Genomic DNA, 23,927 nt, shown 5'->3' on the forward strand with positions numbered 1-23,927 from the left:
GCCTTCATGGACGAGGCTTTGTCCCTCGCCCTTCGGGGCGTGCGAGGAGCCAACCCGCTGGTGGGAGCGCTCGCCGTGGGCCGGGACGGAACGGTGCTGGCCAAGGGCTGGCACCGGGGAGCCGGTACGGCGCATGCGGAGGCGGATGCGATAGCCAGCGCGACCCGCGAGGGGATCGACCTGACCGGGGCGACCATGTACGTCACCCTCGAGCCGTGCAACCACACCGGCCGTACCGGCCCCTGTGCCTTGGCGCTCATCGCCGCGGGGGTCTCGCGAGTCGTCTACGCGATCGACGATCCTCACGATGTCGCGAGCGGCGGCGCCACGAGGCTCCGCTCAGCTGGCGTCGCGGTCGAGTCGGGCGTACGAGCGGTGGAGGCAACCGAGCTCAATCGCAGGTGGCTCGCAGCCGTCGCGGACCGCCGCCCCTTCATCACCCTGCACATGGCCCAGACCCTCGACTCCCGGATCGCGGCCGAGGACGGGACAAGCCAGTGGATCACGTGCCCGGAGTCCCTCGAGGACAACCATGCAACCCGCTCGAGAATCGATGCCATCCTCGTCGGGAGCCAGACGGTCGCGATCGACGATCCCAGGCTCACCGCACGGGCTGCGGACGGCTCGCTCCTTGACCACCAGCCCGTGCGTGCCGTCATGGGCCTGCGCGACGTGCCCGAAGGAGCCGCCGTGCGCGGCGGCGACGGGCGCTTCGCGCACCTGCGGACCCAAGACCCGGCAGCGGCACTCGAGGAGCTCTTCGCCCTCGGCGTCCGCCACACCATGGTTGAGGGCGGCGCGCGCATCATCGCCGCGTTCCTCGCCGCCGGACTCGTCGACGAGCTCATCGTCTACCAGGCGCCGACGATTCTGGGATCCGGCAACAGCGCGGTCAGCGACCTCGGCATCCGCACCCTCGCGGATGCGCAGCACTGGGACTGGGACGAGTCGGACGGCGGCGCCGTTCGCAGGCTCGGAGCGGACCTCAGGCTCCATCTTCTTCCATCGTCAGCGGACAGCCGGCCGGCTGCCTCCGCATCTTCCAAGGAGACCGACTGATGTTCACTGGAATCATCGCCGAGCGCGGTACCGTCGAGGAGGTCCGCATGACGGGCGACGCCGCGGTGCTGACCCTGGCGGCTCCAACGCTTGCGCGCGACCTGCCGCTCGGCGGCTCGATCGCAGTGGACGGCTGCTGCCTTACCGCCGTCACGAATGACGGCGTACGGTTCACCGTCGACGTGATGGGCGAGTCCCTCGCGCGGACCACGATCGGCTTGCTCGCAGAGGGCGATCGGGTCAACCTCGAGCGGTGCGTGCCCGCGGGAGGCAGGCTCGACGGGCACGTCGTCCAAGGCCATGTGGACGGCGTGGGAACTCTGCTTGAGCGGGAGCCACTGTCGAACTGGAACCGTCTGTGCTTCTCGGTGCCGGCGGACCTCGCAAGGTACATCGCCGAGAAGGGCTCGATCGCGGTGGACGGCATCTCCCTGACGGTCACGGCCGTGAGCACCGCGGAGGCGTCTGAGCCGTGGTTCGAGGTAGCCCTCATCCCGGCGACGCTGGCGGAGACCGGCCTCGGGGCGAAGCCGGTGGGGGGAGCCGTCAACCTCGAGGTGGACGTGCTTGCGAAGTACACCGCGAGGCTGCTGTCCTTCGGCCCGCAGGCCGCCCTCGCGGGGCAGGAGGCCCAGCGGTGACCAGGACCCTGCATGTCATCCGGCTCGAGCCCGTCCAGGCTGCCGTCGACGCCTTGCGCGGCGGACGCCCCGTCCTCGTGGTCGATGACGAGGACCGCGAGAACGAGGGCGACATCATCTTCGCGGCCCAGCACGCCACACCCGCTCTCATGGGCTGGACGATCCGATACTCTTCGGGGGTCATCTGCGTGCCGATGCCCGGCGAGGTCGCCGATCGTCTGGCTCTGCCGCCGATGGTCGAGGACAACCAGGACGCGAAGGGAACCGCCTACACCGTCTCATGCGACCTCCGCTCCGGCGTGACCACTGGTATCAGCGCGACCGACCGGGCGAAGACTGTCTCAGCTCTCGCCGACGCCTCCTCCGTTCCCGCAGACTTCACGCGCCCCGGGCATATCTTCCCGCTGCGCGCGGTCGAGGGGGGCGTGCGCGCGCGCCAGGGCCACACGGAGGCTGCCGTTGAGCTGTGCCGCCTCGCCGGCCTTGCCCCCGTGGGCGTCATTGCCGAGGTGGTGCATGATGACGGAGAGATGATGCGGCTTCCCGGCCTGCGTGAGTTCGCGGACGAGCACGGGTGCCCGCTCATCTCGATCGAGGACCTCGCAGAGTACCTGGCGGCGCAAGGAGCAGACCGATGAGCAAGAGTCCGTCCCGGGGCAGACCAGCACACACTGACCGGCCCCACGTCGTCTCCAGCGGCCCTGTCGTCAAGCTTCCTACGGCGTTCGGGGACTTCGTCGCACAGGCCTGGATCGACGAGGCGACCGGCGCCGAGCACCTCGCGGTGAGCTCGCCCGAGCCGTTGCCGCCCGACGTACCGCCGCTCGTGCGTCTCCATTCGGAATGCCTCACGGGTGATGTGTTCGGCTCCTACCGATGTGACTGCGGCGAGCAGCTCGCCTATGCGCTAGCACTCATCCGGGCGCAGGGCGGGACGCTGCTGTACCTTCGCGGACAGGAAGGCCGCGGGATCGGACTCGCGAACAAGATCCGGGCCTATTCGCTCCAGGAAGCCGGCTTCGACACGGTCGAGGCGAATGAGCAGCTCGGGCTTCCCGTGGACGCGCGCTCGTACACGGCGGCCGCGCAGATCCTGGCCGAGATGGGGCTGACGCACATCCGGCTGCTCAGCAACAACCCCGACAAGAAGCGCCGGCTCGCGAAGTCCGGCGTGAACGTGGTCGAGATGGTGCCTACGGAGGTCCCGTCGCGTGCGGAGAACCTGCGGTACCTGCGGACCAAGAAGGAGCGCATGGAGCACCTCCTCCGACTCGACGCCCAGGAAGCGGGCCTGCGCATCATCGGCGAGTCCGACTGACTACCGCACCAGACAGCATCCACTGACACACCCCTAGACAAAAGGAATCCCCGCATGAGCGGCCACGGCGCCCCAACCCTGTCCCTTGACAACCCCGAGTTTGCCGGACTGAGACTCGCAATCGTTGCTGCCAGCTGGCACACGCAGATTATGGACGGGCTCCTCGCGGGCGCCCTGCGGGCGGCGTCGGATGCGGGCATCGTCTCGCCAACAGTGGTGCGCGTTCCGGGCAGCTTCGAGCTGCCCGTCGCCGCCGGGAAGCTCGCTGAGACGCATGACGCCGTGGTGGCGCTCGGCGTCGTGATCCGCGGTGGAACTCCGCACTTCGAGTGCGTGTGCGAGGCCGCGACCATGGGCCTTACCGAGGTGACGGTGCGTACCGGTGTACCGGTCGGGTTCGGCGTCCTGACCTGCGACACCGAGGAGCAGGGGATCGACCGAGCTGGCCTCGAGGGCTCGAAGGAGGACAAGGGCCACGAGGCCACCTCCGCCGCACTCCTGACGGCGATGACGCTCCGATCGCTCTAGTAGTCTTGTGGGCGTGAAGGATTTCGAGACACTGTTCGCCGAGCTCAGCGAGAAGGCCGAGAAGCGCCCGGCCGGATCGCGTACCGTCGCCGAACTGGAGTCCGGAGTGCACGGAATCGGCAAGAAGATCGTCGAAGAGGCCGCCGAGGTATGGATGGCCGCCGAGTACGAGACGGACGAGGAAGCGGCTGAGGAGATCTCGCAGCTTCTCTACCATCTGCAGGTGCTCATGCTGGCCAAGGGGATCGCCCTCCAGGACGTCTACCGCCATCTGTAGCCGCGGCATGCTCCACGTCCTCGGACCCCCGGCAGACCGCGGCGTCAGCCGCCCCCACACGTCCCCACGCCAGAAAGCCCACCATGCTCCGTGTAGCCGTCCCCAACAAGGGATCCCTCTCCGAAGCCGCCTCGTCGATGCTGTCCGAGGCCGGATACCGCCAGCGCCGCGAAGGCGGCCGTGAACTCGTCATGGTCGATCCCGACAACGACATCGAGTTCTTCTACCTGCGTCCACGGGACATCGCCGTCTACGTGAGCCGCGGCACCCTCGATGTCGGCATCACAGGTCGCGACCTCCTGCTCGACGCCGAGGTGGAGGCGGAGGAACTCCTCTCACTCGGCTTCGCGTCCTCTACCTTCCGCTTCGCCGGGCCCGTCGGGCAGTTCACCAAGCTCGAGGACCTCGAGGGCAAGCGCATCGCGACGAGCTATGACGGCCTCGTGCGCCGCTACCTCGGCGAGCGCGGCATCACGGCGTCTCGGGTGGTCCGGCTTGACGGCGCCGTGGAGTCCTCGGTGCGGCTCGGGGTAGCCGACGCGATTGCGGACGTGGTCGAGACGGGCAACACGCTCAAGGCCGCGGGCTTGGAGGTGTTCGGCGAGCCGCTGCTCAAGTCCGAGGCCGTCCTGATCGGGCGGACCGGACACAGCCTGGCAGCGATCGATGTCCTCATCCGGCGCCTCCAGGGCGTGCTCGTGGCCCGCCAGTACGTCCTCATGGACTACGACATCCGCAAGGACCTCGTGGAGCGAGCGGCTGCCCTCACCCCGGGACTCGAGTCCCCGACCGTGTCGCCGCTGCGCGATTCGGAGTGGGTCGCTGTGCGCTCGATGGTCCCCAAGCGCGAGACCAATCGGATCATGGACGAGCTGTACGACCTTGGCGCCCGCGCCATCCTGGTCAGCAGCATCCACGCGTGCCGTATCTAGGACAGGAGCCAGCATGTCCGTTGCTGTCCGTGTGATCCCCTGCCTCGACGTCGACGCAGGCCGCGTCGTCAAGGGTGTGAACTTCCTCAATCTGCGCGATGCCGGCGATCCCGTCGAGCTCGCGCACCGCTACGACGCGGCCGGCGCAGACGAGCTGACGTTCCTCGACGTCACCGCCTCCTCGTCGGACCGGCAGACGACCTTCGACGTCGTGCGCCGCACCGCCGAGGAGGTCTTCATCCCGCTCACCGTCGGCGGCGGCGTGAGGGGAGTGGACGACGTCGACCGCCTCCTCCGCGAGGGGGCCGACAAGGCCTCGATCAACACCGCCGCCATCGCCCGCCCAGACGTGATCGACGAGATCACCCGCCACTTCGGATCGCAGGTCCTCGTCCTCTCACTCGATGCGCGGCGAGTGCAGGGCGGCACGACTACGCCGTCTGGCTTCGAGGTGACGACCCATGGCGGCCGCAAGGGCACCGGAATCGATGCCGTCGCATGGGCCAAGGAGGCCGCGGATCGTGGAGTCGGCGAGATCCTGCTCAACTCCATCGACGCAGACGGCACCAAGGAGGGGTTCGACCTTGAGCTCATCCGCCTCATCAGGGCCGCCGTGAAGGTGCCCATCATTGCCTCAGGCGGTGCGGGGGAGCCCAAGCACTTCCCGTCTGCCATAGCGGCCGGCGCGGATGCCGTCCTCGCTGCGTCGATGTTCCACTTCGGCCCGGATGACATGATCGCGCGGGTCAAGGAGTCGATCCGCAAGGCCGGGTTCCCCGTCCGCTGAGGCGCAGGCCTCAGCGCGCGCTGACCTTCGCGGCTTCGGTCCACCCTTGGGCGAGGTAGGGGGGAATTGCGGCCGGATCCCCATCGATGACCGTGACGAGCCATTCGGCGCCCTCGAGGAAGGCCTCCTCGGCCAGTGCCGAGACGACCGCGGCACCGAGGCGACCGTCGGCGTCGTCGGCCGCGAAGCCGAAGCCACCGATCGCCGCCACACCGTCCCCGAAGGCGATGCGCCCCTGTGCCGCCGGCCGCCCCCAGATGGTGAGCTCGACGACGTCGTACTCCTCGAGGGGGGCCTCCGAGATTCCCCCGCCTTCGGGCAGTTTTGGTGGCTGCGGGACATCTCCCGTGGGGATCGCGAGGACCGTCGCATCCGCGGACCCCGGACCCTCGTGCGGAGCGTAGGCGTGGTCCTCGCCGGAGATGGCTGCGAAGAGGGGAGTGATCATGTCCCAGCGGGGTTCGAAGTCAGTCATGGCTCCATCCTGCCACCGCCCAAGGTTGCATGGATGATCTGGCCCCGGGCGCCCCTAGTGTCCAATCTCGGCGCTGTCAAGGAGGGCGATGGCGTCGGGCTGGCCCTCGACGGTGACGAGCGCCTGGGCACGCCGGCCCGAGGCATGCAGGAGGAGCTCGCCCGGGTCACCCGCGATGGCCACGGACACCGGTGCACGCTTGGCGACGTGCCGCGGCCCGGACGTGTTCACTAGGACGATTCCGAGGTCCACCCCGCGGTAGAGGAACGCCGCCCGCTTGACGACCTCGTCCCACAGTGCGTCCGCATATGCAGTGTCGAGGGCGCGGGGGGCCCAGCGGTCCGTCGCGCGCCGGATGTCCTCGGTGTGCACGAAGAACTCCGCCAGGTTCGCTGCCTCGTCCAAGGCGCCGAGGCGCAGGGGCGAGAAGGCCGGCGGGCCGCCGCGGAATGATTCGACGAGCTCCGCATAGCCGTCACGGGACGTGTGCGAGGCGGCGAGGCGCTCCGTTGCCCGGTCGGAGATCTTCGCCCAGGACCTCACGAGCAGGCCGAGCCCCACGCGAGGGCTGTGCTCGCGGAGATAGAGGTGGGCCGCGAGGTGGCGCGTCTCCCACCCCTCGCACAAGGTGGGCGCGCCCGGCCCGGCCGCCAGCAGCGTCTCGGCCAGGACTTCACGCGACGGGTCTACGAAGTGCATCACTGGCGAACCTAGCACGCGCGCGCGCCCTCTGCGCGAGTCATCCGGCCCGCGGCATTCGTCCTTCGCGCACCCCGGGCGGGAGGCCGCCCGGGGCGGACTAGACTTGAGGGGATGTCTGAGCACAACTCCCCACCCGCGCAGCGGCAGGACAGCCCCCTGCCCGCCGACCTCGCCGCACGTCTGAAGAGGGACGACGCCGGCCTGGTCGCCGCCGTCGTGCAGCAGCACGACACGAACGAGGTCCTCATGGTGGGCTGGATGGACGACGAGGCCCTGAAGCGGACCCTCACGAGCGGACGCGTGACGTTCTGGTCCCGCTCGCGGCAGGAGTACTGGCGCAAGGGGGACACCTCGGGCCACGTGCAGTGGGTCAAGTCCGTCGCCCTGGACTGCGACGGCGACGCACTCCTGGTGCGGGTCGACCAGATCGGGGCGGCCTGCCATACAGGCACTCGCACGTGCTTCGACGGGCGGCGCCTGGACGCCGTCGTCGGCCCAGCTGCCTGAGGTCCCGTCCTCACAACCGCTCGTCCAGCAGCCCCCCGAAAAAGCCGCAACCCCGCAGAGTCCGAAAGCGATCCCCCACCCCATGAACGACCTTGGAGTCATCAGCCCCACGCTCGGGGAGTTCCGCGCAGTGGCGGCGCACCGCCGCGTGGTCCCGGTCCACGTGCGTGTGCTCGCCGACGCCGAGACCCCCATCAGCCTCTACCGCAAGCTCGCGGACGCCCGGCCGGGGACGTTCCTGTTCGAGTCCGCCGCGGTGGGCGGGTCGTGGTCGCGCTACTCGTTCATCGGAGCGGCGTCGCGTGCGACGCTCACGAGCAGGGGCGGGGAGGCGCACTGGATCGGGGACCCGCCGGTGGGAGTGCCGACGGCGGGGAATCCGCTCGAAGCCCTTCGCGATACCGTCGCGGCTCTGCGCACCGAGCGGTTCGACGACCTTCCGCCGCTGACGTCCGGCATGGTCGGGTTTGTCGGCTGGGAGGCCGTGCGCCGCTGGGAGAAGCTCCTCACGCCTCCGGAGGACGATCTCGAGCTGCCCGAGCTGGCGATGAACCTCGTGACCGATCTGGCCGTCCACGACAATGTCGACGGCACGGTCACCCTCGTCGCGAACGCGATCAACTTCGACAACAGCGACGAGCGGGTCGACGAGGCCTGGCGGGACGCGGTGGAGCGCCTGCAGCGGATGCTCGCCGCACTCCTGCGGCCCGCGGACTCCGCCGTGGACATTCTGAGCGCCGTGGGCGACTACCAGGACAAGGTTGTCCACCAGTGGACCGAGAAGGGCTACCGCGACGCCATAGCACGCGGCAAGAAGGCCATCTACGACGGGGAAGTCTTCCAAGTGGTCATCTCCCGCCGGTTCGAGCTCGAGTACGACGCGGTGCCGTTGGACGTGTACCGGGTCCTGCGCACGATGAACCCCAGCCCTTACATGTACCTCCTGACGCTCGAAGACGCGGAGGGCCGCGAGTACTCGATCGTCGGCTCGTCGCCCGAGGCGCTCGTGACGGTGACGGGGGAGCAGGTCGTGACGCATCCCATCGCCGGTTCCAGGCCCCGTGGAGCCACCGTCGAGGCCGACAAGGCCCTCGCTGACGAGCTGCTCGCCGATGAGAAGGAACGCGCCGAGCATCTCATGCTCGTCGACCTCGCCCGGAACGACCTCTCCAAGGTGTGCAGGCCGGGCACCGTCGAGGTGAGCGAGTTCATGGAGGTCGAGCGGTTCAGCCACATCATGCACCTCGTCTCCACGGTTGACGGCAAGCTCCGTCCCGACGCGACGGCGTACGACGTGCTGGCCGCGACCTTCCCCGCCGGTACGCTGTCCGGAGCCCCGAAACCCCGCGCGCTGCGCCTCCTCGATGAGGTCGAGCCGGTGCGCCGTGGCACGTACGGCGGGGTGGTGGGCTACTTCGACTTCGCCGGCGACATGGACATGGCGATTGCGATCCGCACGGCGCTCCTGCGCGAAGGCCGGGCATTCGTGCAGTCCGGCGGTGGAATCGTCGCAGACTCCGACCCTGAGGCGGAGGCTCAGGAGTCTGTGAACAAGGCCGCCGCGCCGCTGAGGGCGGTCCACACCGCCTCCGCGCTCCGCCCGGCCGAGACGATCACGGGCCTCGGGCCGGCCGCGGGCATGGAGGCAGGGGTCGTCCATGCCTGAGGGAGGGGCTCGGGAATCGCGCCCGGTGCCCACGTGGGCACGCAAGCCGATCGTCGTGGTCATCGCGATCGTGTTCGCACTGCTCGCCTTCGGCGCGACAACGCAGACGTGGGTTGACGCCGAGGTGCAGGGGTCGGCGGTACGTTCGGCGCACCTGAGCGTCCAGGGCAGCAAGGCCGCCACATCGGTCTCCGCGCTTGCGCTCGTGGGGCTCGCGGGCACTCTCGCCGCGGCAGTCGCGGGGCGGATCGGCCGCGCAGTGGCGGCGGTCGTCGTCGTGCTGGCCGGGGTCGGTGTCACCGCTGCGTGCGCTGCCGTGCTCGCCGACCCGAGGGCGGCCGCCGAAGGCTCCATCGCCCAGGCGACCGGCCTCGCGGGCTCTGACGCCACGACCACGCTCGCGCCCTACCCCCTCCTCGCAGCCGCGGCGGGCGTGCTCCTGGCCGTCTCTGGCGTGCTGCTCTTGGTGGCCTCCCGCTTCTGGCCCACCCGCACCAGGTACGACGCCGCCCAGCGGGCGGGGAAGGCACCGGAACTGTCCACTTCCCGTCCCTTTCGAACACCTCAGCGTCCGCAGGGAGGCCCGGACACCGCCCGAGGTGCCGCCCGCGACGACGCCGGTGCCGTCGACGGAATCGACGGCTGGGACCGGCTTTCGCGCGGCGAAGACCCCACTGACTGAGCCCATCCAGCGTTTCCTTCACATTGCGCCGGAGATGGCAGAATGGCACTAGCAACGCAACGTCAGGAGAAGAGATGAGCAACACGGGCAGTTCGCAGGCCAGCAGCAATGAGGTCCTGCACGGTGAGGACCTGGGCCACGGGAACAGCCCGGCCGCTTGGACGTGCGTCTTCATCATGATGATCGGCGCGATCGTATCCTGCATCGCCTTCGCACTCGCCAACGCGCCCATCTTCTGGGCCGGCCTTGTGGTGATCGCGATCGGTCTAGTCGTCGGCTGGGCCATGCGTCGGGCTGGCTACGGGGTTGGCGGCAGCAAGCTCAAGAACCAGCACTGATGCGGACGGTCCTCGACGACATCATTGCAGGCGTCCGCGAGGACCTCGCCGAGCGGATCCGTCTCGTCCCCGCCTCCGCGGTCAAGGCGGCTTCCGCCGAACGCCCGGCGGCTCTGGACGCGTGGGCAGCCCTCGGTGGTGGAGCGCCTGCGGGCGAGCTGAGAATCATCTCGGAGGTCAAGCGCAAGAGCCCCTCGAAGGGCGACCTCGCCGAGATCACTGACCCTGCGTCCCTCGCTGCACAGTACGAGCGCGGTGGCGCCTCGGCCATCAGCGTGCTGACCGAGCAGCGGCGGTTCAGCGGCAGTCTGGCCGACCTCGACGCGGTGCGTGCCGCCGTCAGCATCCCCGTGCTGCGCAAGGACTTCACCGTCGAGGAGTACCAGGTCCACGAGGCCCGGGCGCACGGCGCTGATCTCGTCCTCCTCATCGTCGCCGCGCTCGACGACGCACGGCTGCGCGGACTGCTGGACCTCACCCATGAGCTCGGCATGAATGCCCTCGTGGAGACGCACACCGAGGAGGAGATCGACAGGGCGGCTGCTGTTGGGGCCAAGGTCGTGGGTGTGAACGTGCGGAACCTCAAGACGCTCGACGTCGACCGCACTGTGTTCGGCCGCCTCGCAGACCGGCTCCCTGCGGGGGCGGTCGCAGTGGCGGAATCGGGCGTCCGTGGGCCTGAGGACATCGCCTACTATGCGAGGCTCGGTGCCGGTGCCGTCCTCGTCGGCGAAGCCCTCGTGACGCACGGTGACCCGCTGACGTGTATCCATGATTTCAAGCGCGCCGGAGCGGCGGCGATCGCCGAACGCCTAGCAGCGCACTAGCGAGGATACGGCGCCGTACCAGGGGTGCGCGCCGCAAGGAAGGTAGGACCCGTGGACGAGACCACGCCAGCAGGCAGCCCGGGCAAACGGGACGAGACGATCCAGGGCGCGGGCGAGGCGGCGGATGCCTTCCTGTCCGGAAGCCTTCGCCACGCGACAGGGCCGTACTTCGGCGCCTACGGCGGCCGGTGGATGCCAGAATCGCTCATCGCAGCCTTGGACGAGGTCGAGGACACCTTCGAGAAGGCCAAGGCCGATCCCGAGTTCCTCGCCCAGATCGCGGAGCTCAACCGCAACTACTCGGGCCGTCCTTCCCTCCTGACGGAGGCCAAGCGGTTCTCCGAGCACGCTGGCGGCGTGCGTGTCTTCCTCAAGCGTGAGGACCTGAACCACACGGGCTCCCACAAAATCAACAATGTGCTCGGTCAGGCACTACTGGCGCGCAGGATGGGCAAGACGAGGCTCATCGCGGAGACGGGCGCCGGCCAGCATGGTGTGGCGAGTGCCACTGCGGCGGCCCTCCTCGGCATGGAATGCGTCGTCTACATGGGGGCCGAGGACTGCCGGCGACAGGCCCTCAACGTGGCGAGGATGCAGCTCCTCGGCGCCGAGGTGGTGCCAGTGACGAACGGTTCGCAGACACTCAAGGACGCGATCAACGATGCGCTGCGTGATTGGGTCGCCAACGTCGATACCACGCACTACCTCCTCGGCACCGCGGCGGGCGCGCACCCGTTCCCCGCGATGGTCCGCTTCTTCCACGAAGTGATCGGAGAGGAGGCGCGAGAGCAGATCCTTGCACAGACCGGCCAGCTCCCTGACGCGGTCTGCGCATGCATCGGTGGCGGCTCCAACGCCATCGGCATCTTCCACGGCTTCCTGGACGACCCTTCCGTCAGGATCTACGGCTTCGAGGCCGGAGGCGAGGGCGTGGAGACGGACCACCACGCCGCGACGATCACCCTCGGGCGGCCCGGTGTGCTCCACGGGGCGCGTTCCTACCTCATGCAGGACGAAGACGGCCAGACCATTGAGTCGCACTCCATCTCGGCTGGACTCGACTACCCGGGCGTGGGGCCCGAGCACTCGTACCTGCACGACATCGGCCGCGTCACGTACGAGCCGATCACCGACGGGGAGGCTATGGACGCCTTCAAACTCCTGTGCCGCACCGAAGGCATCATTCCCGCGATCGAGTCCTCACATGCCTTGGCCGGCGCGATCAAGGTAGGCCAGCGCCTTGCTGCTGAGGGAGGAGACCCGCACGAGCGGATCATCATCGTCAACCTCTCCGGTCGAGGCGATAAGGACGTCGAGACGGCGGCCGAGTGGTTCGGCCTGCTTGACGAGAACGGCCAGGTCAAGGGGACCACCCTGTCGACCCGCCGGCCCAAGGGAACCATTGCGCATGTTGGGGAAGACGCTGTCGGCGACTCCGCCGAGCAGGACGACACGCAGGAGGGCATCGCGTGAGCAAGGTCGCCGACGTCATTGAGAAGTCCAAGTCAGAGGGCCGTGCGGCCCTCGTCGGGTACCTGCCCGCGGGGTACCCGAGCGTCCAGGAGAGCATCGACGCCGCCATCGCGCTCGCGCGCAACGGTGCAGACATCATCGAGATCGGCATTCCGTACTCGGATCCCGTCATGGACGGCAGCGTCATCCAGGCGGCCACGACAGAGGCCCTGGCCAAAGGCTTCCGGGTGGCAAGTGCCTTCAATGTCGTCCGTGCGGTTACGGAGGCCACGGAGGACCTCGGAACGGCGGTTCTCGTCATGACCTACTGGAACCCCGTGATGCGCATGGGCGTCGACGAGTTCTCGCGCCGCCTCGCGGAAGCCGGGGGAGCAGGGCTCATCACCCCCGACCTCATTCCGGACGAGGCATCCGAGTGGTTCGAGGCCTCCGACAAGTACGGCCTCGATCGGGTTTTCCTTGTGGCGCCTTCGACCACCCCGGAGCGTATGGCCATGACCGTCGCGGCGACCCGAGGCTTCACCTATGCCGTCTCGCTCATGGGCGTGACGGGTGCCCGCACCGCGGTCGACGCTGCGGCACGCCACGTGGTCGACTCAGCCCGCGAGGCGGGCGCTCCGCGCGTGTGCGTGGGCCTCGGCGTCTCGAACGCCGAGCAAGTGCGTGAGATTGGGGCTTACGCAGACGGCGTGATCGTCGGCACGGCGCTCGTGAGCGCTCTCCGCGACGGTGGCCCGGAGGCCGTCGGCCGCCTGGCCGCAGAGCTCCGCATGGGCCTGAAGCGCACTACTGTGGCCGAGGCCTGATCGGCATGGGGGTAGTCACGGCGATCCCGAGCCCCGTATGGTCCGGGTTCGACGTCCCACTCTCTTGGGGCTGGCTGCGGATCCACGCCTACGCGCTCTGCATCCTGGCTGGCATTGTCGTCGCGCTGTGGCTGACTGCTCGGCGGTGGAAGTCTCGCGGGGGCAGCACGGACGCGATCTGGGATATCGCTGTCTGGGCCATTCCCGCGGGCATCATCGGCGGCCGGCTCTACCACGTTCTCACCTCACCGGACCGATACTTCGGCCCGGGGTACAACGGAACGGGTGATCTGAGTGCCATCCCCCGGATTTGGGAGGGTGGCCTCGGCATCTGGGGCGCGGTCGTGCTGGGTGCTGTTGGCGCCTGGATCGGATGCAGGCGCGCGGGCGTGCGCCTCACCGCGTTCATGGATGCCGCTGCGCCGGGGCTGCTGCTTGCGCAGGCGATTGGGCGCTGGGGCAACTACTTCAACCAGGAACTCTTCGGAGGTCCTACCTCTCTGCCGTGGGGTCTTGAGGTGGACCGGGTGAGTCCCAACTTCCCCGCCGGATACGCCCCCGGGACACTCTTCCACCCGACGTTCCTCTACGAGTCGGTGTGGAACCTGGTCGGCGTAGTCATCCTGCTTCTGCTCGACCGTCGGTTCCGGTTCCGCGGGGGACGCCTGTTCTGGCTCTATGCCGCGTACTACACCCTTGGGCGTGTGTGGATAGAGGCCCTGCGGATCGACGACGCGCAGATGATTACCCTCGCGGGCATCACTGCGCGTCTGAACGTGTGGACGTCCGTCTTCGTCTTCGTCAGTGCCCTCGTCATCCTAGGTGCCCTCACGCTGGCGCGACGACAGGAGAGCGAGCGCGTGTGGCTGCCTGGACACGAGCCAGCAGCGGCGGCCGCGGATTCCGCCGCCGGCACCGGAACCAAGGAGGCGGAGAAGCGCGACTCGGCTCAGGCGGAGGAGGTGCAGGACCATCACAGGGGCTAGCCTTCCAGGATCCCAGAGGCCAGGGAGGCGTTGCCTCGGCGATCAGGCATGTCCGGCATACGGACGAGCCCATCTCGGCATGCGGGTTCGTGATAATCTGGCGCACAGTCGAGACGGCGCTCACACTCCGCGGCCCGCATCAAAGGCCGCGCCGGAGTCCTGAGCCGCTGACCGACCGGCAGGCAGGGGGAGCCGCGGTCGCTCCGTGCCCGGGCCACCGCCCGGGTGGCTCGTACCCCACAATGATGTGGACCTGAATACCCCTCCCGCACCAGTAGGGGAGGGCGCTAGTGTATTGCCACACAGCCGGCGGGCCGTCCAGCCCTGCACTGACGGGCCATACAATTCCAGTAAACAGCGCCTTGCTGTGCCTTCACGGCACCGGCATTGCGGGGCCAACGGCGTCCCCTGTCGCGAATCGACCAGGAGGAAGGACGTTACGTCATGACTCACCCGACATACGGCGCAGCCGAGCAGGAGTCCGAAAGGGTGCTCTCGCCCTTCGAACGCTACTCCTCCCTCCCTGCTTCCTCGGGGCTGTACAACGCCGACGCTGAGAAGGACGCGTGCGGTCTCGCGATCGTCGCGACTCTGCGCGGCGAAGCCGGCCATGACATCGTCGACGCGGCACTCCACGCACTCCGAGCCCTTGAGCACCGCGGAGCCGTGGGCGCCGACGAGGGGACGGGCGACGGCGCGGGCCTCCTGACGCAGATTCCTGACGCCTTCTTCCGTGCGATTGTCGACTTCGAGCTTCCCGCCCCCGGCCGGTACGCAGTCGGCATCGCGTTCCTGCCGACAGAGGCGCGCGAGGCAGCGGCAGCGCGGACCGGCATCGAATCGCTTGCCGAGGCCGAGGGCCTCACGGTCCTTGGCTGGCGCAATGTCCCTGTAGTCGCCGAGCTCGTCGGAGCCATGGCGAGGGCATGCATGCCGCGCTTCGAGCAGCCCTTCTTGGCTTCGGCCACCGGCGAGGACCTGGACCGCAATGACCTTGACGGTCGGGTCTGGCGGATCCGCAAGAAGGCCCAGAACAAGTACGGCGTGTACTTCCCATCGCTGTCCTCGCGCACCATTGTGTACAAGGGGATGCTCACCACAGCGCAGCTCGAGCCCTTCTACCCGGACCTCTCGGACGACCGCTTCGCGACCAAGCTCGCGATCGTCCACTCGCGCTTCTCCACGAACACGTTCCCGTCATGGCCGCTGGCACAGCCGTTCCGTACCATTGCCCACAACGGCGAGATCAACACGGTCAAGGGCAACCGCAACTGGATGCGTGCGCGCCAGTCCCAGCTGAGCAGCCGGCTCCTGGGAGACGCGCCCGAAGAGCTCTTCCCGATCTGTACCCCGGGCGCCTCCGACTCGGCCTCCTTCGACGAGGTCGCCGAGCTCTTGTGGCTCTCCGGCCGGCCGATCACCCACTCGATCATGATGATGATCCCCGAGGCCTGGGAGAACCACGCCACGATGGATCCGGCGCGCCGCGCCTTCTACGAGTACCACTCACTCCTCATGGAGCCCTGGGATGGCCCTGCGGCCGTCTCATTCACGGACGGCACCGTGGTCGGTGCGACCTTGGACCGCAATGGCCTCCGTCCCTGCCGCTACTGGGTCACTGAGGACGGTCTTGTCGTCTTCGCGTCCGAGGTCGGTGTTGTCGACGTCGAGCCCGCGAATGTGGTCAAGAAGGGCCGTGTCGCGCCCGGCAAGATGTTCGTGGTGGACACCGAGGCGGGCCGGATCATCGACGACCAGGAGGTCAAGGCCGAGATCGCGGGCACGAACCCGTGGGCCGAGTGGCTCTCGGAGAATGTGATCCGCCTCGATGAGCTCCCCGAGCGGGAGCACGTCGTGCACACCCCTCAGTCGGTCAACGTGCGCCAGCGCACCTTTGGCTACACCCAGGAAGAGCTGCGCATCCTGGTCGGGCCGATGGCACGCACCGGGGCCGAGCCGATCGGCGCGATGGGTACCGACACACCCGTTGCGGTCCTCTCCAAGCGCCCCCGACTGCTGTTCGACTACTTCGTGCAGTCGTTCGCGCAGGTGACCAATCCGCCGCTTGACGCGATCCGCGAGGAGCTCGTGACAAGCCTCAACGGCGCGATCGGTCCCAACGGCAACCTGCTGAGCACCAACCGCGTCAAGGAGAGGCAGGTCATCCTGCCATTCCCCGTGATCAACAACGACCAGCTCGCCAAGATCGCCAACATGGAGGCGGAAACTGGGGACAATGCGGGCGAGCGGATCGCCGTCAAGGTCCGCGGCCTGTATCGTCCCGAGGGCGGCGAAGCGGCACTGCGCGCGCGTTTGACCGAGATCTGCGAGCAGGTCTCGGGCGCGATCAATCGCGGTGTGCAGTACGTGGTGCTCTCGGACCGCGATTCGAATGCCCAGTGGGCACCGATCCCCTCGCTCCTGCTGCTCTCGGCCGTGCACCACCACCTCCTGCGGAGCGCGAACCGCACCAAGACCGCCCTTGTCGTCGAGACGGGCGATGTCCGCGAAGTGCATCACGTCGCCGTCCTGCTCGGATACGGGGCCTCCGCGGTCAATCCGTACCTCGCGATGGAGAGCGTCGAGGAGCTCATACGTTCGGGAGAGCTCCAAGGTGTGACGCCCGAGGACGGTGTCTACAACCTGATCAAGGGCCTCGGCAAGGGCGTCCTCAAGATCATGTCCAAGATGGGTATCTCGACCGTGGCCTCGTACTGCGGCGCGCAGACGTTCGAGGCGCTGGGCCTGTCCCAGGACCTCGTGGACGAGTTCTTCGCCGGAACACACAGCCAGCTGGGCGGCGTCGGCCTCGACGTCATCGCGGCAGAGACCGCTGCCCGCCACGCGATGGCCTACCCGTCCTCGGGTATCGAGCAGCCGCACCGTGCGCTCATGAACGGCGGTGAGTACCAATGGCGCCGGGACGGTGAACCGCACCTGTTCAACCCGGAGACCGTGTTCCGTCTCCAGCACTCGACGCGTGAGCGGCGCTACGACGTGTTCAAGGCCTACACGAACGGGATCGACGACCAGTCGGAGAACCTCATGACCCTCCGGGGCCTGCTCAGCTTCAAGGAAGGCCTCCGTCCCGCCGTCCCGATCGAGGAGGTCGAGCCGGTCTCCTCGATCGTCAAGCGCTTCTCGACCGGTGCGATGAGCTACGGGTCAATCTCCAAGGAAGCTCACGAGACGCTCGCGATCGCGATGAACCGCCTCGGTGCGAAGTCCAACACGGGAGAAGGCGGCGAGGATGTGGACCGCCTCCTCGACCCCCAGCGTCGCTCGGCGATCAAGCAGGTCGCTTCGGGACGTTTCGGCGTCACGAGCCTGTACCTGGCGAACGCCGATGACATCCAGATCAAGATGGCCCAGGGCGCCAAGCCGGGCGAGGGCGGCCAGCTCATGGCCCAGAAGGTCTACCCGTGGGTTGCGCGCACGCGCCACTCGACCCCCGGCGTGGCGCTCATCTCGCCTCCACCGCACCATGACATCTACTCGATCGAGGACCTCGCGCAGCTCATCTACGACCTCAAGCGTGCCAACCCCAAGGCCCGCGTGCACGTCAAGCTCGTCTCCGAAGTGGGGATTGGCACAGTTGCCGCCGGCGTGACCAAGGCCAAGGCCGACGTCGTGCTCGTCTCGGGGCACGACGGCGGCACCGGCGCCTCGCCGCTGAATTCCCTCAAGCACGCGGGCGTTCCGTGGGAGCTCGGCCTTGCCGAGACCCAGCAGACACTCATGCTTAACGGCCTGCGCGACCGGGTGGTCGTCCAGGTCGACGGCCAGCTCAAGACGGGGCGCGATGTGGTGATCGCCGCTCTGCTGGGCGCCGAGGAGTACGGGTTCGCGACAACAGCCCTCGTGGTGTCGGGCTGCATCATGATGCGCGTCTGTCATCTGGACACGTGTCCCGTCGGCGTCGCGACCCAGAACCCCGAGCTGCGGGCGCGGTTCTCCGGCAAGCCCGAGTTCGTGGTGAACTTCTTCGAGTTCATCGCAGAGGAGATCCGAGAGCACCTCGCCAAGCTCGGGTTCCGTTCTATCGAAGAGGCCATCGGCCACTCCGAGGTCCTCGAAACGCGCGCCGCGATCGAGCACTGGAAGGCCGAGGGACTCGACCTCACGCCGATCCTCGCCGGCCTCGATTTCGACGAGGACGCTCCCCTGCGGAACACGACGGGCCAGAACCACGAACTGGAGAAGCACTTCGACGTGCAGCTCATCGAGCTCGCCTCGGAGGCGCTCGCCAACCGCTTGCCCGTCAAGATCAGCCTGCCCGTGGTCAACACGGACCGCTCAGTCGGCACCATGCTGGGCTACAACGTCACCAAGACGTTCGGGATCGAGACCCTCGGCACCGATACGATCGACATCACGCTCACCGGTACCGCCGGACAGTCCCTCGGGGCGTTCCTCCCGTCCGGCATCACGTTGCGCCTCTTTGGTGACTCGAACGACTACGTCGGCAAGGGCCTCTCGGGCGGGCGCATCATCGTGCGGCCGGATCGCACCAACGTCTTCCCTGCCGAGCACAACGTGATAGCGGGCAACGTCATCGGGTACGGCGCCACGAGCGGAGAGCTATTCCTCAGGGGACAGGTCGGCGAGCGGTTCCTCGTCCGCAACTCGGGCGCCACCGCCGTCGTCGAGGGCATCGGCGACCACGGGTGCGAGTACATGACCGGTGGACAGGCGCTCATCCTCGGGCGCACGGGCCGCAACTTCGGCGCGGGCATGTCCGGGGGCACCGCCTTCGTGCTCGACCTCAAGCCTGAGCGTGTCAACCGGCAGGCCCTCGACTCGGGCGAGCTGGCGCTCATCGAGCTCGACGACGAGGACCGGGACATTGTGCGCAACCTTCTCGTGAAGCACATCGAAGAAACCGACTCCGCGCTCGCGCAGCGGCTCCTCGACAACTTCGACGACACCGCGGCCAGGATCACCAAGGTCCTCCCGCGCGACTATGCAGCGGTGCTGCAGACCCGTCTGGGTGCCCTCGAAGAGGGCCTCGACCCGGACGGTGAGGAAGTTTGGTCTCGCATCCTGGAGGTGACCGGTGGCTGACCCACGTGGATTCCTGAAAGTCCGGCAGCGTGAGACGCAGCCGCGACGCCCTGTTCCCGTCCGGATCATGGACTGGAAGGAGGTGTATGAGGCGCGCCAGGAGGACACCGTCCTGGCACGTCAGGCATCGCGCTGCATGGACTGCGGCGTGCCCTTCTGCCACCACGGCTGCCCGCTGGGGAACCTCATTCCCGAGTGGAACGATTTGACGCGCCGAGGCAAAGGGCTGGATGCGTCCGAGCGGCTGCATGCGACCAACAACTTCCCCGAGTTCACCGGCCGTCTGTGCCCGGCACCGTGCGAGACCGCGTGCGTTCTCGGTATCAACCAGCCGGCCGTGACGATCAAGCAGATCGAGGTCTCGATCGCGGAGCAGGCCTTCGACGAGGGGTGGGTCGAGCCTCTTCCGCCGGCCCGTCTCACAGGCAAGACGGTTGCCGTCGTCGGCTCGGGTCCGGCTGGCCTCGCCGCCGCCCAGCAGCTGACCCGCATCGGCCATACGGTGGCTGTCTACGAGCGGGACGACCGGATCGGCGGCCTCCTCCGCTACGGCATCCCTGACTTCAAGATGGAGAAGGACGTTATCGACCGGCGTCTGGCCCAGATGCAGGCCGAGGGCACGCGCTTCCGCACGGGCGTGAATGTCGGCAAGGACGTCAGCTGGGACCAGCTGCGGCGGCGCTATGACGCCGTGGTGGTCGCTACCGGCGCGACCGTGCCGCGCGACCTCCCGATTCCCGGGCGGCACCTGGACGGTGTCCACTACGCGATGGATTACCTCGTGCAGTCCAACCACGCTGTGGCCGGGGACACGGTGACGGACCAGATCGATGCGCGCGGAAAGCACGTGGTCATCCTCGGCGGTGGTGACACGGGGGCTGACTGCATCGGCACTGCCCACCGCCAGCAGGCTGCCTCGGTCACGACTCTGGCGATAGGCAAGCAGCCACCCAGGGAGCGTCCCGCGCACCAGCCGTGGCCGATGTTCCCGAACCTGTTCGAGGTGGCGACGGCCCACGAGGAGGGCGGCGAGCGGACCTACCTCGCCTCGACGGTGGAGTTCGTGGGAGAGAACGGCCGGCTGGTCGGGCTCAAGGTCGCGGAGACGGAGTACACCGAAGGCAAGCGCGTCCCCAAAGCCGGGACGGAGCGGATCATCCCCGTTGACCTAGTGTTCCTCGCCCTGGGATTCACCGGCGCCGAGCCAGCCGGCCTCACGGAGCAGGTCAGCGCGGGGTTCGACGACCGCGGCAACGTGGCACGGGACGCCGACTACATGACCGAGGTCCCGGGCATCTTCGTCGCCGGAGACGCTGGCCGTGGTCAGTCGCTTATCGTGTGGGCCATCGCGGAGGGCCGTGCGGCGGCAGCCGCCGTGGACCGGCATCTCATGGGCGCCACGGTGCTGCCCGCCCCAGTCGCGCCGACCGACCGCGCAATCACTGTCCTCTGAAACCGCTCGCCAGATGCGGGCCCCCACGGCCCGCATCTCGCGTGTCTGCACCAGCTGTTCACCTTTCGAAGAAACGCACTCGACCACTTCAGACCTAGGGTAGGAATATGAGACGCGCGAAGATCGTGGCCACGTTCGGTCCGGCTATCTCCAGCTACGAGAACACGCTGGCTATCCTCGAGGCGGGCGTGGACGTAGCTCGCATGAACATGAGCCACGGCGACCACACGGTGCACGACAAGACGTACGAGAACGTGCGCAAGGCGGCGACTGAACTTGGCAAGGCTGTCGGCATCATGGCAGACCTCCAGGGTCCGAAGATCCGTCTGGGCCGTTTTGCGGACGGGCCGCATGCGCTCGCGGTCGGGGATGTCTTCACCATCACCACCGAGGATGTCCCAGGCACGAAGGACATCTGCTCAACGACGCTGAAGAGCCTGACCGAGGACGTCAAAGTGGGGGACTCCCTCCTCATCGACGATGGCAAGGTCGCGCTCCGGGCCACCGCCGTCGACGACGTCAAGGTCGTCACAGAGGTCACAGTCGCCGGCACGGTGTCCAACAACAAGGGCATCAACCTGCCCGGCGTCGCCGTCAACGTCCCCGCACTCAGCGACAAGGACGAGGTGGATCTGCGCTGGGCCCTCAAGCGGGGCGTGGACTTTGTGGCGCTCTCATTTGTGCGGGACGCGCGGGATGTCGAGCGCGTGCACGCCATCATGGACGAGGAGGGCCATCGGGTCCCGGTGATCGCCAAGATCGAGAAGCCCCAGGCCGTGGACCAGCTGCACGAGATCATCGACGCCTTCGATGCGATCATGGTCGCGCGCGGCGATCTCGGAGTCGAGCTGCCGCTCGAGCAGGTCCCGCTCGTGCAGAAGCGCGCGATCGAGCTCGCGCGTCGATGGGCCAAGCCGGTCATCGTTGCCACTCAGGTCCTCGAGTCAATGATCGAGAACCCGAGGCCCACGCGCGCCGAAGCCTCGGACTGCGCGAACGCGGTGCTGGATGGTGCGGATGCGGTCATGCTCTCGGGCGAGACGAGCGTTGGTGCCTACCCCATCGTGACGGTGAAGACGATGGCCAAGATCATCGAGTCCACCGAGGACCATGGCCTCGAACGTGTCCCGCCGCTCGGGTCGCAGCCGAAGACGCGTGGCGGCGCCATCACGCGTGCAGCGGTGGCCATCGCGGACCAGCTCGATGCGCGGTACATCTGCACCTTCACGCAGTCGGGTGACTCGGCCCGGCGCCTGAGCCGCCTCCGCCCCCAGAAGCCCGTCTTTGCGTTCACGCCTTTGATGTCGACCTTGAATATCCTGAGCCTGTGCTGGGGGATCCAGCCGCGGCTGGTCGAGTTCGCCGCGCACACGGACCAGATGATCGCACAGGTCGACGAGTACCTGCTGCGCGCAGGCCTCGCGGCACCCAACGATCTCGTGGTCGTCGCGGCTGGCTCCCCGCCCGGGGTCGCAGGGTCGACCAACATGCTCCGCGTGCACAAGGTCGGCGACCTCGCTGACGCCGGCCAGGTGCTCGAGGGCGCGGCCACTCCGCGGCGGGAGCAGATCGGTCCGTGGCCGCTTCCCACGGAGCCTAGACGCCAGAAGCTCTAGGCGAGGCCTACGGAAGGGCGGCACCCGCGAACGGGTGCGGCCCTTTCAGTATGTGTCGGGCTGTGCCGGCCGGCGGCCCGTTGGGGCCGGTCACTCGGCTAGGTCACCTGGTTGATGATCGTCTCGGCGACCTCGCGCATGCTCAGGCGGCGGTCCATTGACGTCTTCTGGATCCAGCGGAACGCCTCGGGCTCTGTCAGCCCCATCTTGGTGATGAGGAGGCTCTTGGCGCGCTCGACGAGCTTGCGGGTCGCGAACTGTTCCTTGAGATCGGTGACCTCGGATTCGAGCGCCTTGATCTCCTCATGGCGTGAAAGGGCGATCTCGAGCGCAGGGATCAGATCGTTGGGCGTGAAGGGCTTCACGACGTAGGCCATGGCGCCGGCGTCACGGGCACGCTCGACGAGCTCTTTCTGGCTGAAGGCGGTCAGGAGGACCACGGGGGCGATGCGGGCCTTCACGATCTTCTCGGCCGCTGTGATGCCGTCCATGACGGGCATCTTCACGTCCATCAGGACGAGGTCCGGCTTGTGCTCCTCGGCGAGTTCGACGGCGCGCTGCCCATTGTCCGCCTCGGCGATGACGTCGTACCCCTCTCCGCGGAGGATTTCGATGATGTCGAGCCGGATGAGGGTCTCATCCTCGGCCACGACGACGCGCCGCGCCGGAGCCACAGTCTGCGCCTTTTCGTCGGCTTGCGTAGGCCGGGGAGTCTTGTCTGACACGCGGGCTCCTAGAGAGTCAGGCGGATGTTTCTGCCCCCGATCCTACCGGGTACAGTAGTCGCGGTGGCCAGGGCAACGTGGCCCTAGGCCCGAGTGGCGGAATTGGCAGACGCGCCGCACTCAAAATGCGGTATCGAAAGGTGTGTGGGTTCGAGTCCCACCTCGGGCACACTGAAGGCGCCCCGGCATTGCGGGGGCGCCTTCACTGTACTTCGGGCGATCCCCTGTGCGGTCAGGCGTCGTCCAGCCCGGATCCCTCGGCGTCGGACTCTGAGGAGAACTCTTTGCGTTCGGGCTCCTGCTCCGTGTTGGCGGCGTCCATGTCGGCGTCGGCGGACGGCGCGGTCCCCGGAACAGTCTCGTCCTCGGGTGTCGGGCTCCCGTAGCCCCCTTCGCGCGGGGTCTCGTTCTCTGATCGCTTCTCGGCATCCATGCGCCCGACGCTAGCGCCACGACGGGGCAATGTCCACGTCTCCGGTGAAGCTGGGATTGCCTTCGGTGCATGGCTACGCTGGCGTCATGTCTGACTTCGTGTACTTCGTGGGGAGCAGCCTCGATGGCTACATTGCGCAGGACGACGGCGGGCTCGCCTGGCTCGACAAGTTCGACGAGGTCGACGGACTGGGCGACTCGTACAAGGCTTTCGCGGACGGCGTCGGATGCGTGGTGATGGGCGGCGGTACGTACGAGTGGATCCGCAACCATCATCCGGGTGAGTGGCCCTACAAGGTGCCGTGCTGGGTGTTCACGCACCACGAATTCGGTACGGACGACGGCGCGGACGTGGTCCTCGTGCGCGGCGACGTCGGAACGTTTGCCGGCGAGCTGCGCCGCGATGCGGGCGAGAAAGACGTGTACATCGTGGGCGGCGGTTCGCTTGCCGGTCAGTTCGTCGCTGCGGGGCTCATCGACAGGATTGTCCTGACGATCGTACCGGTGGCACTCGGTGGCGGCGTGCCGCTGCTCGGTGGAAGTCCGCTCGCCGTTCCCGCGGACTTCACGTTCGAGGGCCTCACGGAGCGTGCTGGCGCGGTGGAACTGCGGTACCGGAGGGCGGCCTAGGGG

The 23,927-nt window shown here is 67.9% G+C and carries 24 protein-coding genes and 1 tRNA gene; 21 read left to right on the forward strand and 4 right to left on the reverse strand.

Translation table 11 applies throughout. The features are described 5' to 3' along the window. The first annotated feature begins 6 nt into the window (after positions 1 to 6). The 8 genes from ribD to hisF all read left to right on the forward strand — a co-directional run bounded on the left by ribD (position 7) and on the right by hisF (position 5,542). The gene (gene ribD / locus LF262_RS00635) at positions 7 to 1,059 is read left to right on the forward strand and encodes a bifunctional diaminohydroxyphosphoribosylaminopyrimidine deaminase/5-amino-6-(5-phosphoribosylamino)uracil reductase RibD (RefSeq protein WP_372462695.1); all 1,053 of its coding nucleotides are present in this window, start codon (positions 7 to 9) and stop codon (positions 1,057 to 1,059) included. Further along, on the forward strand, positions 1,059 to 1,700 hold the full coding sequence (locus LF262_RS00640) for a riboflavin synthase (protein ID WP_235778365.1): 642 nt from the start codon (positions 1,059 to 1,061) through the stop codon (positions 1,698 to 1,700). The genes ribD and LF262_RS00640 overlap by 1 nt, the downstream gene beginning before the upstream one ends. Continuing rightward, positions 1,697 to 2,338, forward strand: a complete 642-nt coding sequence (ribB, locus tag LF262_RS00645) for a 3,4-dihydroxy-2-butanone-4-phosphate synthase (protein ID WP_235778366.1) — start codon at positions 1,697 to 1,699, stop codon at positions 2,336 to 2,338. The genes LF262_RS00640 and ribB overlap by 4 nt, the downstream gene beginning before the upstream one ends. After that, positions 2,335 to 3,018 (forward strand): GTP cyclohydrolase II, encoded by a 684-nt coding sequence (ribA, locus tag LF262_RS00650; RefSeq protein WP_235778367.1) that lies wholly within the window; start codon positions 2,335 to 2,337, stop codon positions 3,016 to 3,018. The genes ribB and ribA overlap by 4 nt, the downstream gene beginning before the upstream one ends. A 54-nt stretch (positions 3,019 to 3,072) precedes the next feature. Further along, positions 3,073 to 3,546 (forward strand): 6,7-dimethyl-8-ribityllumazine synthase, encoded by a 474-nt coding sequence (ribH, locus tag LF262_RS00655; RefSeq protein ID WP_235778368.1) that lies wholly within the window; start codon positions 3,073 to 3,075, stop codon positions 3,544 to 3,546. A gap of 13 nt (positions 3,547 to 3,559) precedes the next feature. Then, the gene (locus LF262_RS00660; protein WP_235778369.1) at positions 3,560 to 3,823 is read left to right on the forward strand and encodes a phosphoribosyl-ATP diphosphatase; all 264 of its coding nucleotides are present in this window, start codon (positions 3,560 to 3,562) and stop codon (positions 3,821 to 3,823) included. 83 nt (positions 3,824 to 3,906) lie between these two features. Continuing rightward, positions 3,907 to 4,755 (forward strand): ATP phosphoribosyltransferase, encoded by an 849-nt coding sequence (gene hisG / locus LF262_RS00665; protein WP_235778370.1) that lies wholly within the window; start codon positions 3,907 to 3,909, stop codon positions 4,753 to 4,755. Positions 4,756 to 4,768: 13 nt separating this feature from the next. Continuing rightward, positions 4,769 to 5,542, forward strand: coding sequence for an imidazole glycerol phosphate synthase subunit HisF (gene hisF, locus LF262_RS00670; RefSeq protein WP_235778371.1), 774 nt, complete (start codon positions 4,769 to 4,771; stop codon positions 5,540 to 5,542). A gap of 10 nt (positions 5,543 to 5,552) precedes the next feature. On the opposite strand, the gene LF262_RS00675 is transcribed toward hisF, so the two are convergent. Continuing rightward, positions 5,553 to 6,017: a hypothetical protein gene (locus LF262_RS00675; protein ID WP_235778372.1), complete on the reverse strand. Its 465-nt coding sequence runs from the start codon at positions 6,015 to 6,017 to the stop codon at positions 5,553 to 5,555. A gap of 54 nt (positions 6,018 to 6,071) precedes the next feature. Beyond that, positions 6,072 to 6,716, reverse strand: coding sequence for a TIGR03085 family metal-binding protein (locus LF262_RS00680; protein WP_235778373.1), 645 nt, complete (start codon positions 6,714 to 6,716; stop codon positions 6,072 to 6,074). A gap of 114 nt (positions 6,717 to 6,830) precedes the next feature. On the opposite strand from LF262_RS00680, the gene hisI reads away from it, so the two are divergent. From hisI to pyk, 11 genes are all read left to right on the forward strand, one after another. Continuing rightward, positions 6,831 to 7,226: a phosphoribosyl-AMP cyclohydrolase gene (hisI, locus tag LF262_RS00685; RefSeq protein ID WP_235778374.1), complete on the forward strand. Its 396-nt coding sequence runs from the start codon at positions 6,831 to 6,833 to the stop codon at positions 7,224 to 7,226. Positions 7,227 to 7,308: 82 nt separating this feature from the next. Next, positions 7,309 to 8,892 (forward strand): anthranilate synthase component I, encoded by a 1,584-nt coding sequence (locus LF262_RS00690; protein ID WP_235778375.1) that lies wholly within the window; start codon positions 7,309 to 7,311, stop codon positions 8,890 to 8,892. Continuing rightward, positions 8,885 to 9,574 (forward strand): Trp biosynthesis-associated membrane protein, encoded by a 690-nt coding sequence (locus LF262_RS00695; RefSeq protein WP_235778376.1) that lies wholly within the window; start codon positions 8,885 to 8,887, stop codon positions 9,572 to 9,574. The genes LF262_RS00690 and LF262_RS00695 overlap by 8 nt, the downstream gene beginning before the upstream one ends. Before the next feature lie 74 nt (positions 9,575 to 9,648). Beyond that, on the forward strand, positions 9,649 to 9,912 hold the full coding sequence (locus LF262_RS00700; RefSeq protein WP_235778377.1) for an HGxxPAAW family protein: 264 nt from the start codon (positions 9,649 to 9,651) through the stop codon (positions 9,910 to 9,912). Continuing rightward, a complete protein-coding gene (gene trpC, locus LF262_RS00705) occupies positions 9,912 to 10,739 on the forward strand; it encodes an indole-3-glycerol phosphate synthase TrpC (protein WP_235778378.1) in 828 nt (275 codons plus the stop codon). The genes LF262_RS00700 and trpC overlap by 1 nt, the downstream gene beginning before the upstream one ends. A gap of 99 nt (positions 10,740 to 10,838) precedes the next feature. After that, entirely contained in the window at positions 10,839 to 12,212 is a 1,374-nt protein-coding gene (trpB, locus tag LF262_RS00710; protein WP_235779238.1) for a tryptophan synthase subunit beta, read from the forward strand. Next, a complete protein-coding gene (trpA, locus tag LF262_RS00715) occupies positions 12,209 to 13,018 on the forward strand; it encodes a tryptophan synthase subunit alpha (RefSeq protein WP_235778379.1) in 810 nt (269 codons plus the stop codon). The genes trpB and trpA overlap by 4 nt, the downstream gene beginning before the upstream one ends. Positions 13,019 to 13,023: 5 nt before the next feature. After that, positions 13,024 to 14,004: a prolipoprotein diacylglyceryl transferase gene (gene lgt / locus LF262_RS00720; protein ID WP_235778380.1), complete on the forward strand. Its 981-nt coding sequence runs from the start codon at positions 13,024 to 13,026 to the stop codon at positions 14,002 to 14,004. 444 nt (positions 14,005 to 14,448) lie between these two features. Then, positions 14,449 to 19,068 carry a glutamate synthase large subunit gene (gene gltB / locus LF262_RS00725; RefSeq protein WP_235778381.1) on the forward strand — a complete coding sequence of 1,540 codons (4,620 nt, stop codon included), beginning with the start codon at positions 14,449 to 14,451 and terminating at the stop codon, positions 19,066 to 19,068. Then, positions 19,061 to 20,521: a glutamate synthase subunit beta gene (locus tag LF262_RS00730; protein WP_235778382.1), complete on the forward strand. Its 1,461-nt coding sequence runs from the start codon at positions 19,061 to 19,063 to the stop codon at positions 20,519 to 20,521. The genes gltB and LF262_RS00730 overlap by 8 nt, the downstream gene beginning before the upstream one ends. Before the next feature lie 107 nt (positions 20,522 to 20,628). Continuing rightward, positions 20,629 to 22,137: a pyruvate kinase gene (pyk, locus tag LF262_RS00735; RefSeq protein WP_235778383.1), complete on the forward strand. Its 1,509-nt coding sequence runs from the start codon at positions 20,629 to 20,631 to the stop codon at positions 22,135 to 22,137. 98 nt (positions 22,138 to 22,235) lie between these two features. Here pyk and LF262_RS00740 read toward each other — a convergent pair whose 3' ends face one another. Continuing rightward, a complete protein-coding gene (locus LF262_RS00740) occupies positions 22,236 to 22,862 on the reverse strand; it encodes an ANTAR domain-containing response regulator (RefSeq protein WP_372462696.1) in 627 nt (208 codons plus the stop codon). An 87-nt stretch (positions 22,863 to 22,949) separates the two neighbouring features. On the opposite strand from LF262_RS00740, the gene LF262_RS00745 reads away from it, so the two are divergent. Beyond that, a tRNA-Leu gene (locus LF262_RS00745) sits at positions 22,950 to 23,031 on the forward strand. Between the two features lie 63 nt (positions 23,032 to 23,094). Here the strand turns inward: LF262_RS00745 and LF262_RS00750 are convergent. Next, positions 23,095 to 23,295 carry a hypothetical protein gene (locus LF262_RS00750; protein ID WP_235778384.1) on the reverse strand — a complete coding sequence of 67 codons (201 nt, stop codon included), beginning with the start codon at positions 23,293 to 23,295 and terminating at the stop codon, positions 23,095 to 23,097. 86 nt (positions 23,296 to 23,381) lie between these two features. On the opposite strand from LF262_RS00750, the gene LF262_RS00755 reads away from it, so the two are divergent. Beyond that, complete coding sequence (locus tag LF262_RS00755) at positions 23,382 to 23,924, forward strand: dihydrofolate reductase family protein (RefSeq protein ID WP_235778385.1); 543 nt, start codon at positions 23,382 to 23,384, stop codon at positions 23,922 to 23,924. Positions 23,925 to 23,927: the final 3 nt, after the last annotated feature.

This window comes from Sinomonas notoginsengisoli (assembly GCF_021554725.1).
Lineage (GTDB): Bacteria > Actinomycetota > Actinomycetes > Actinomycetales > Micrococcaceae > Sinomonas > Sinomonas notoginsengisoli.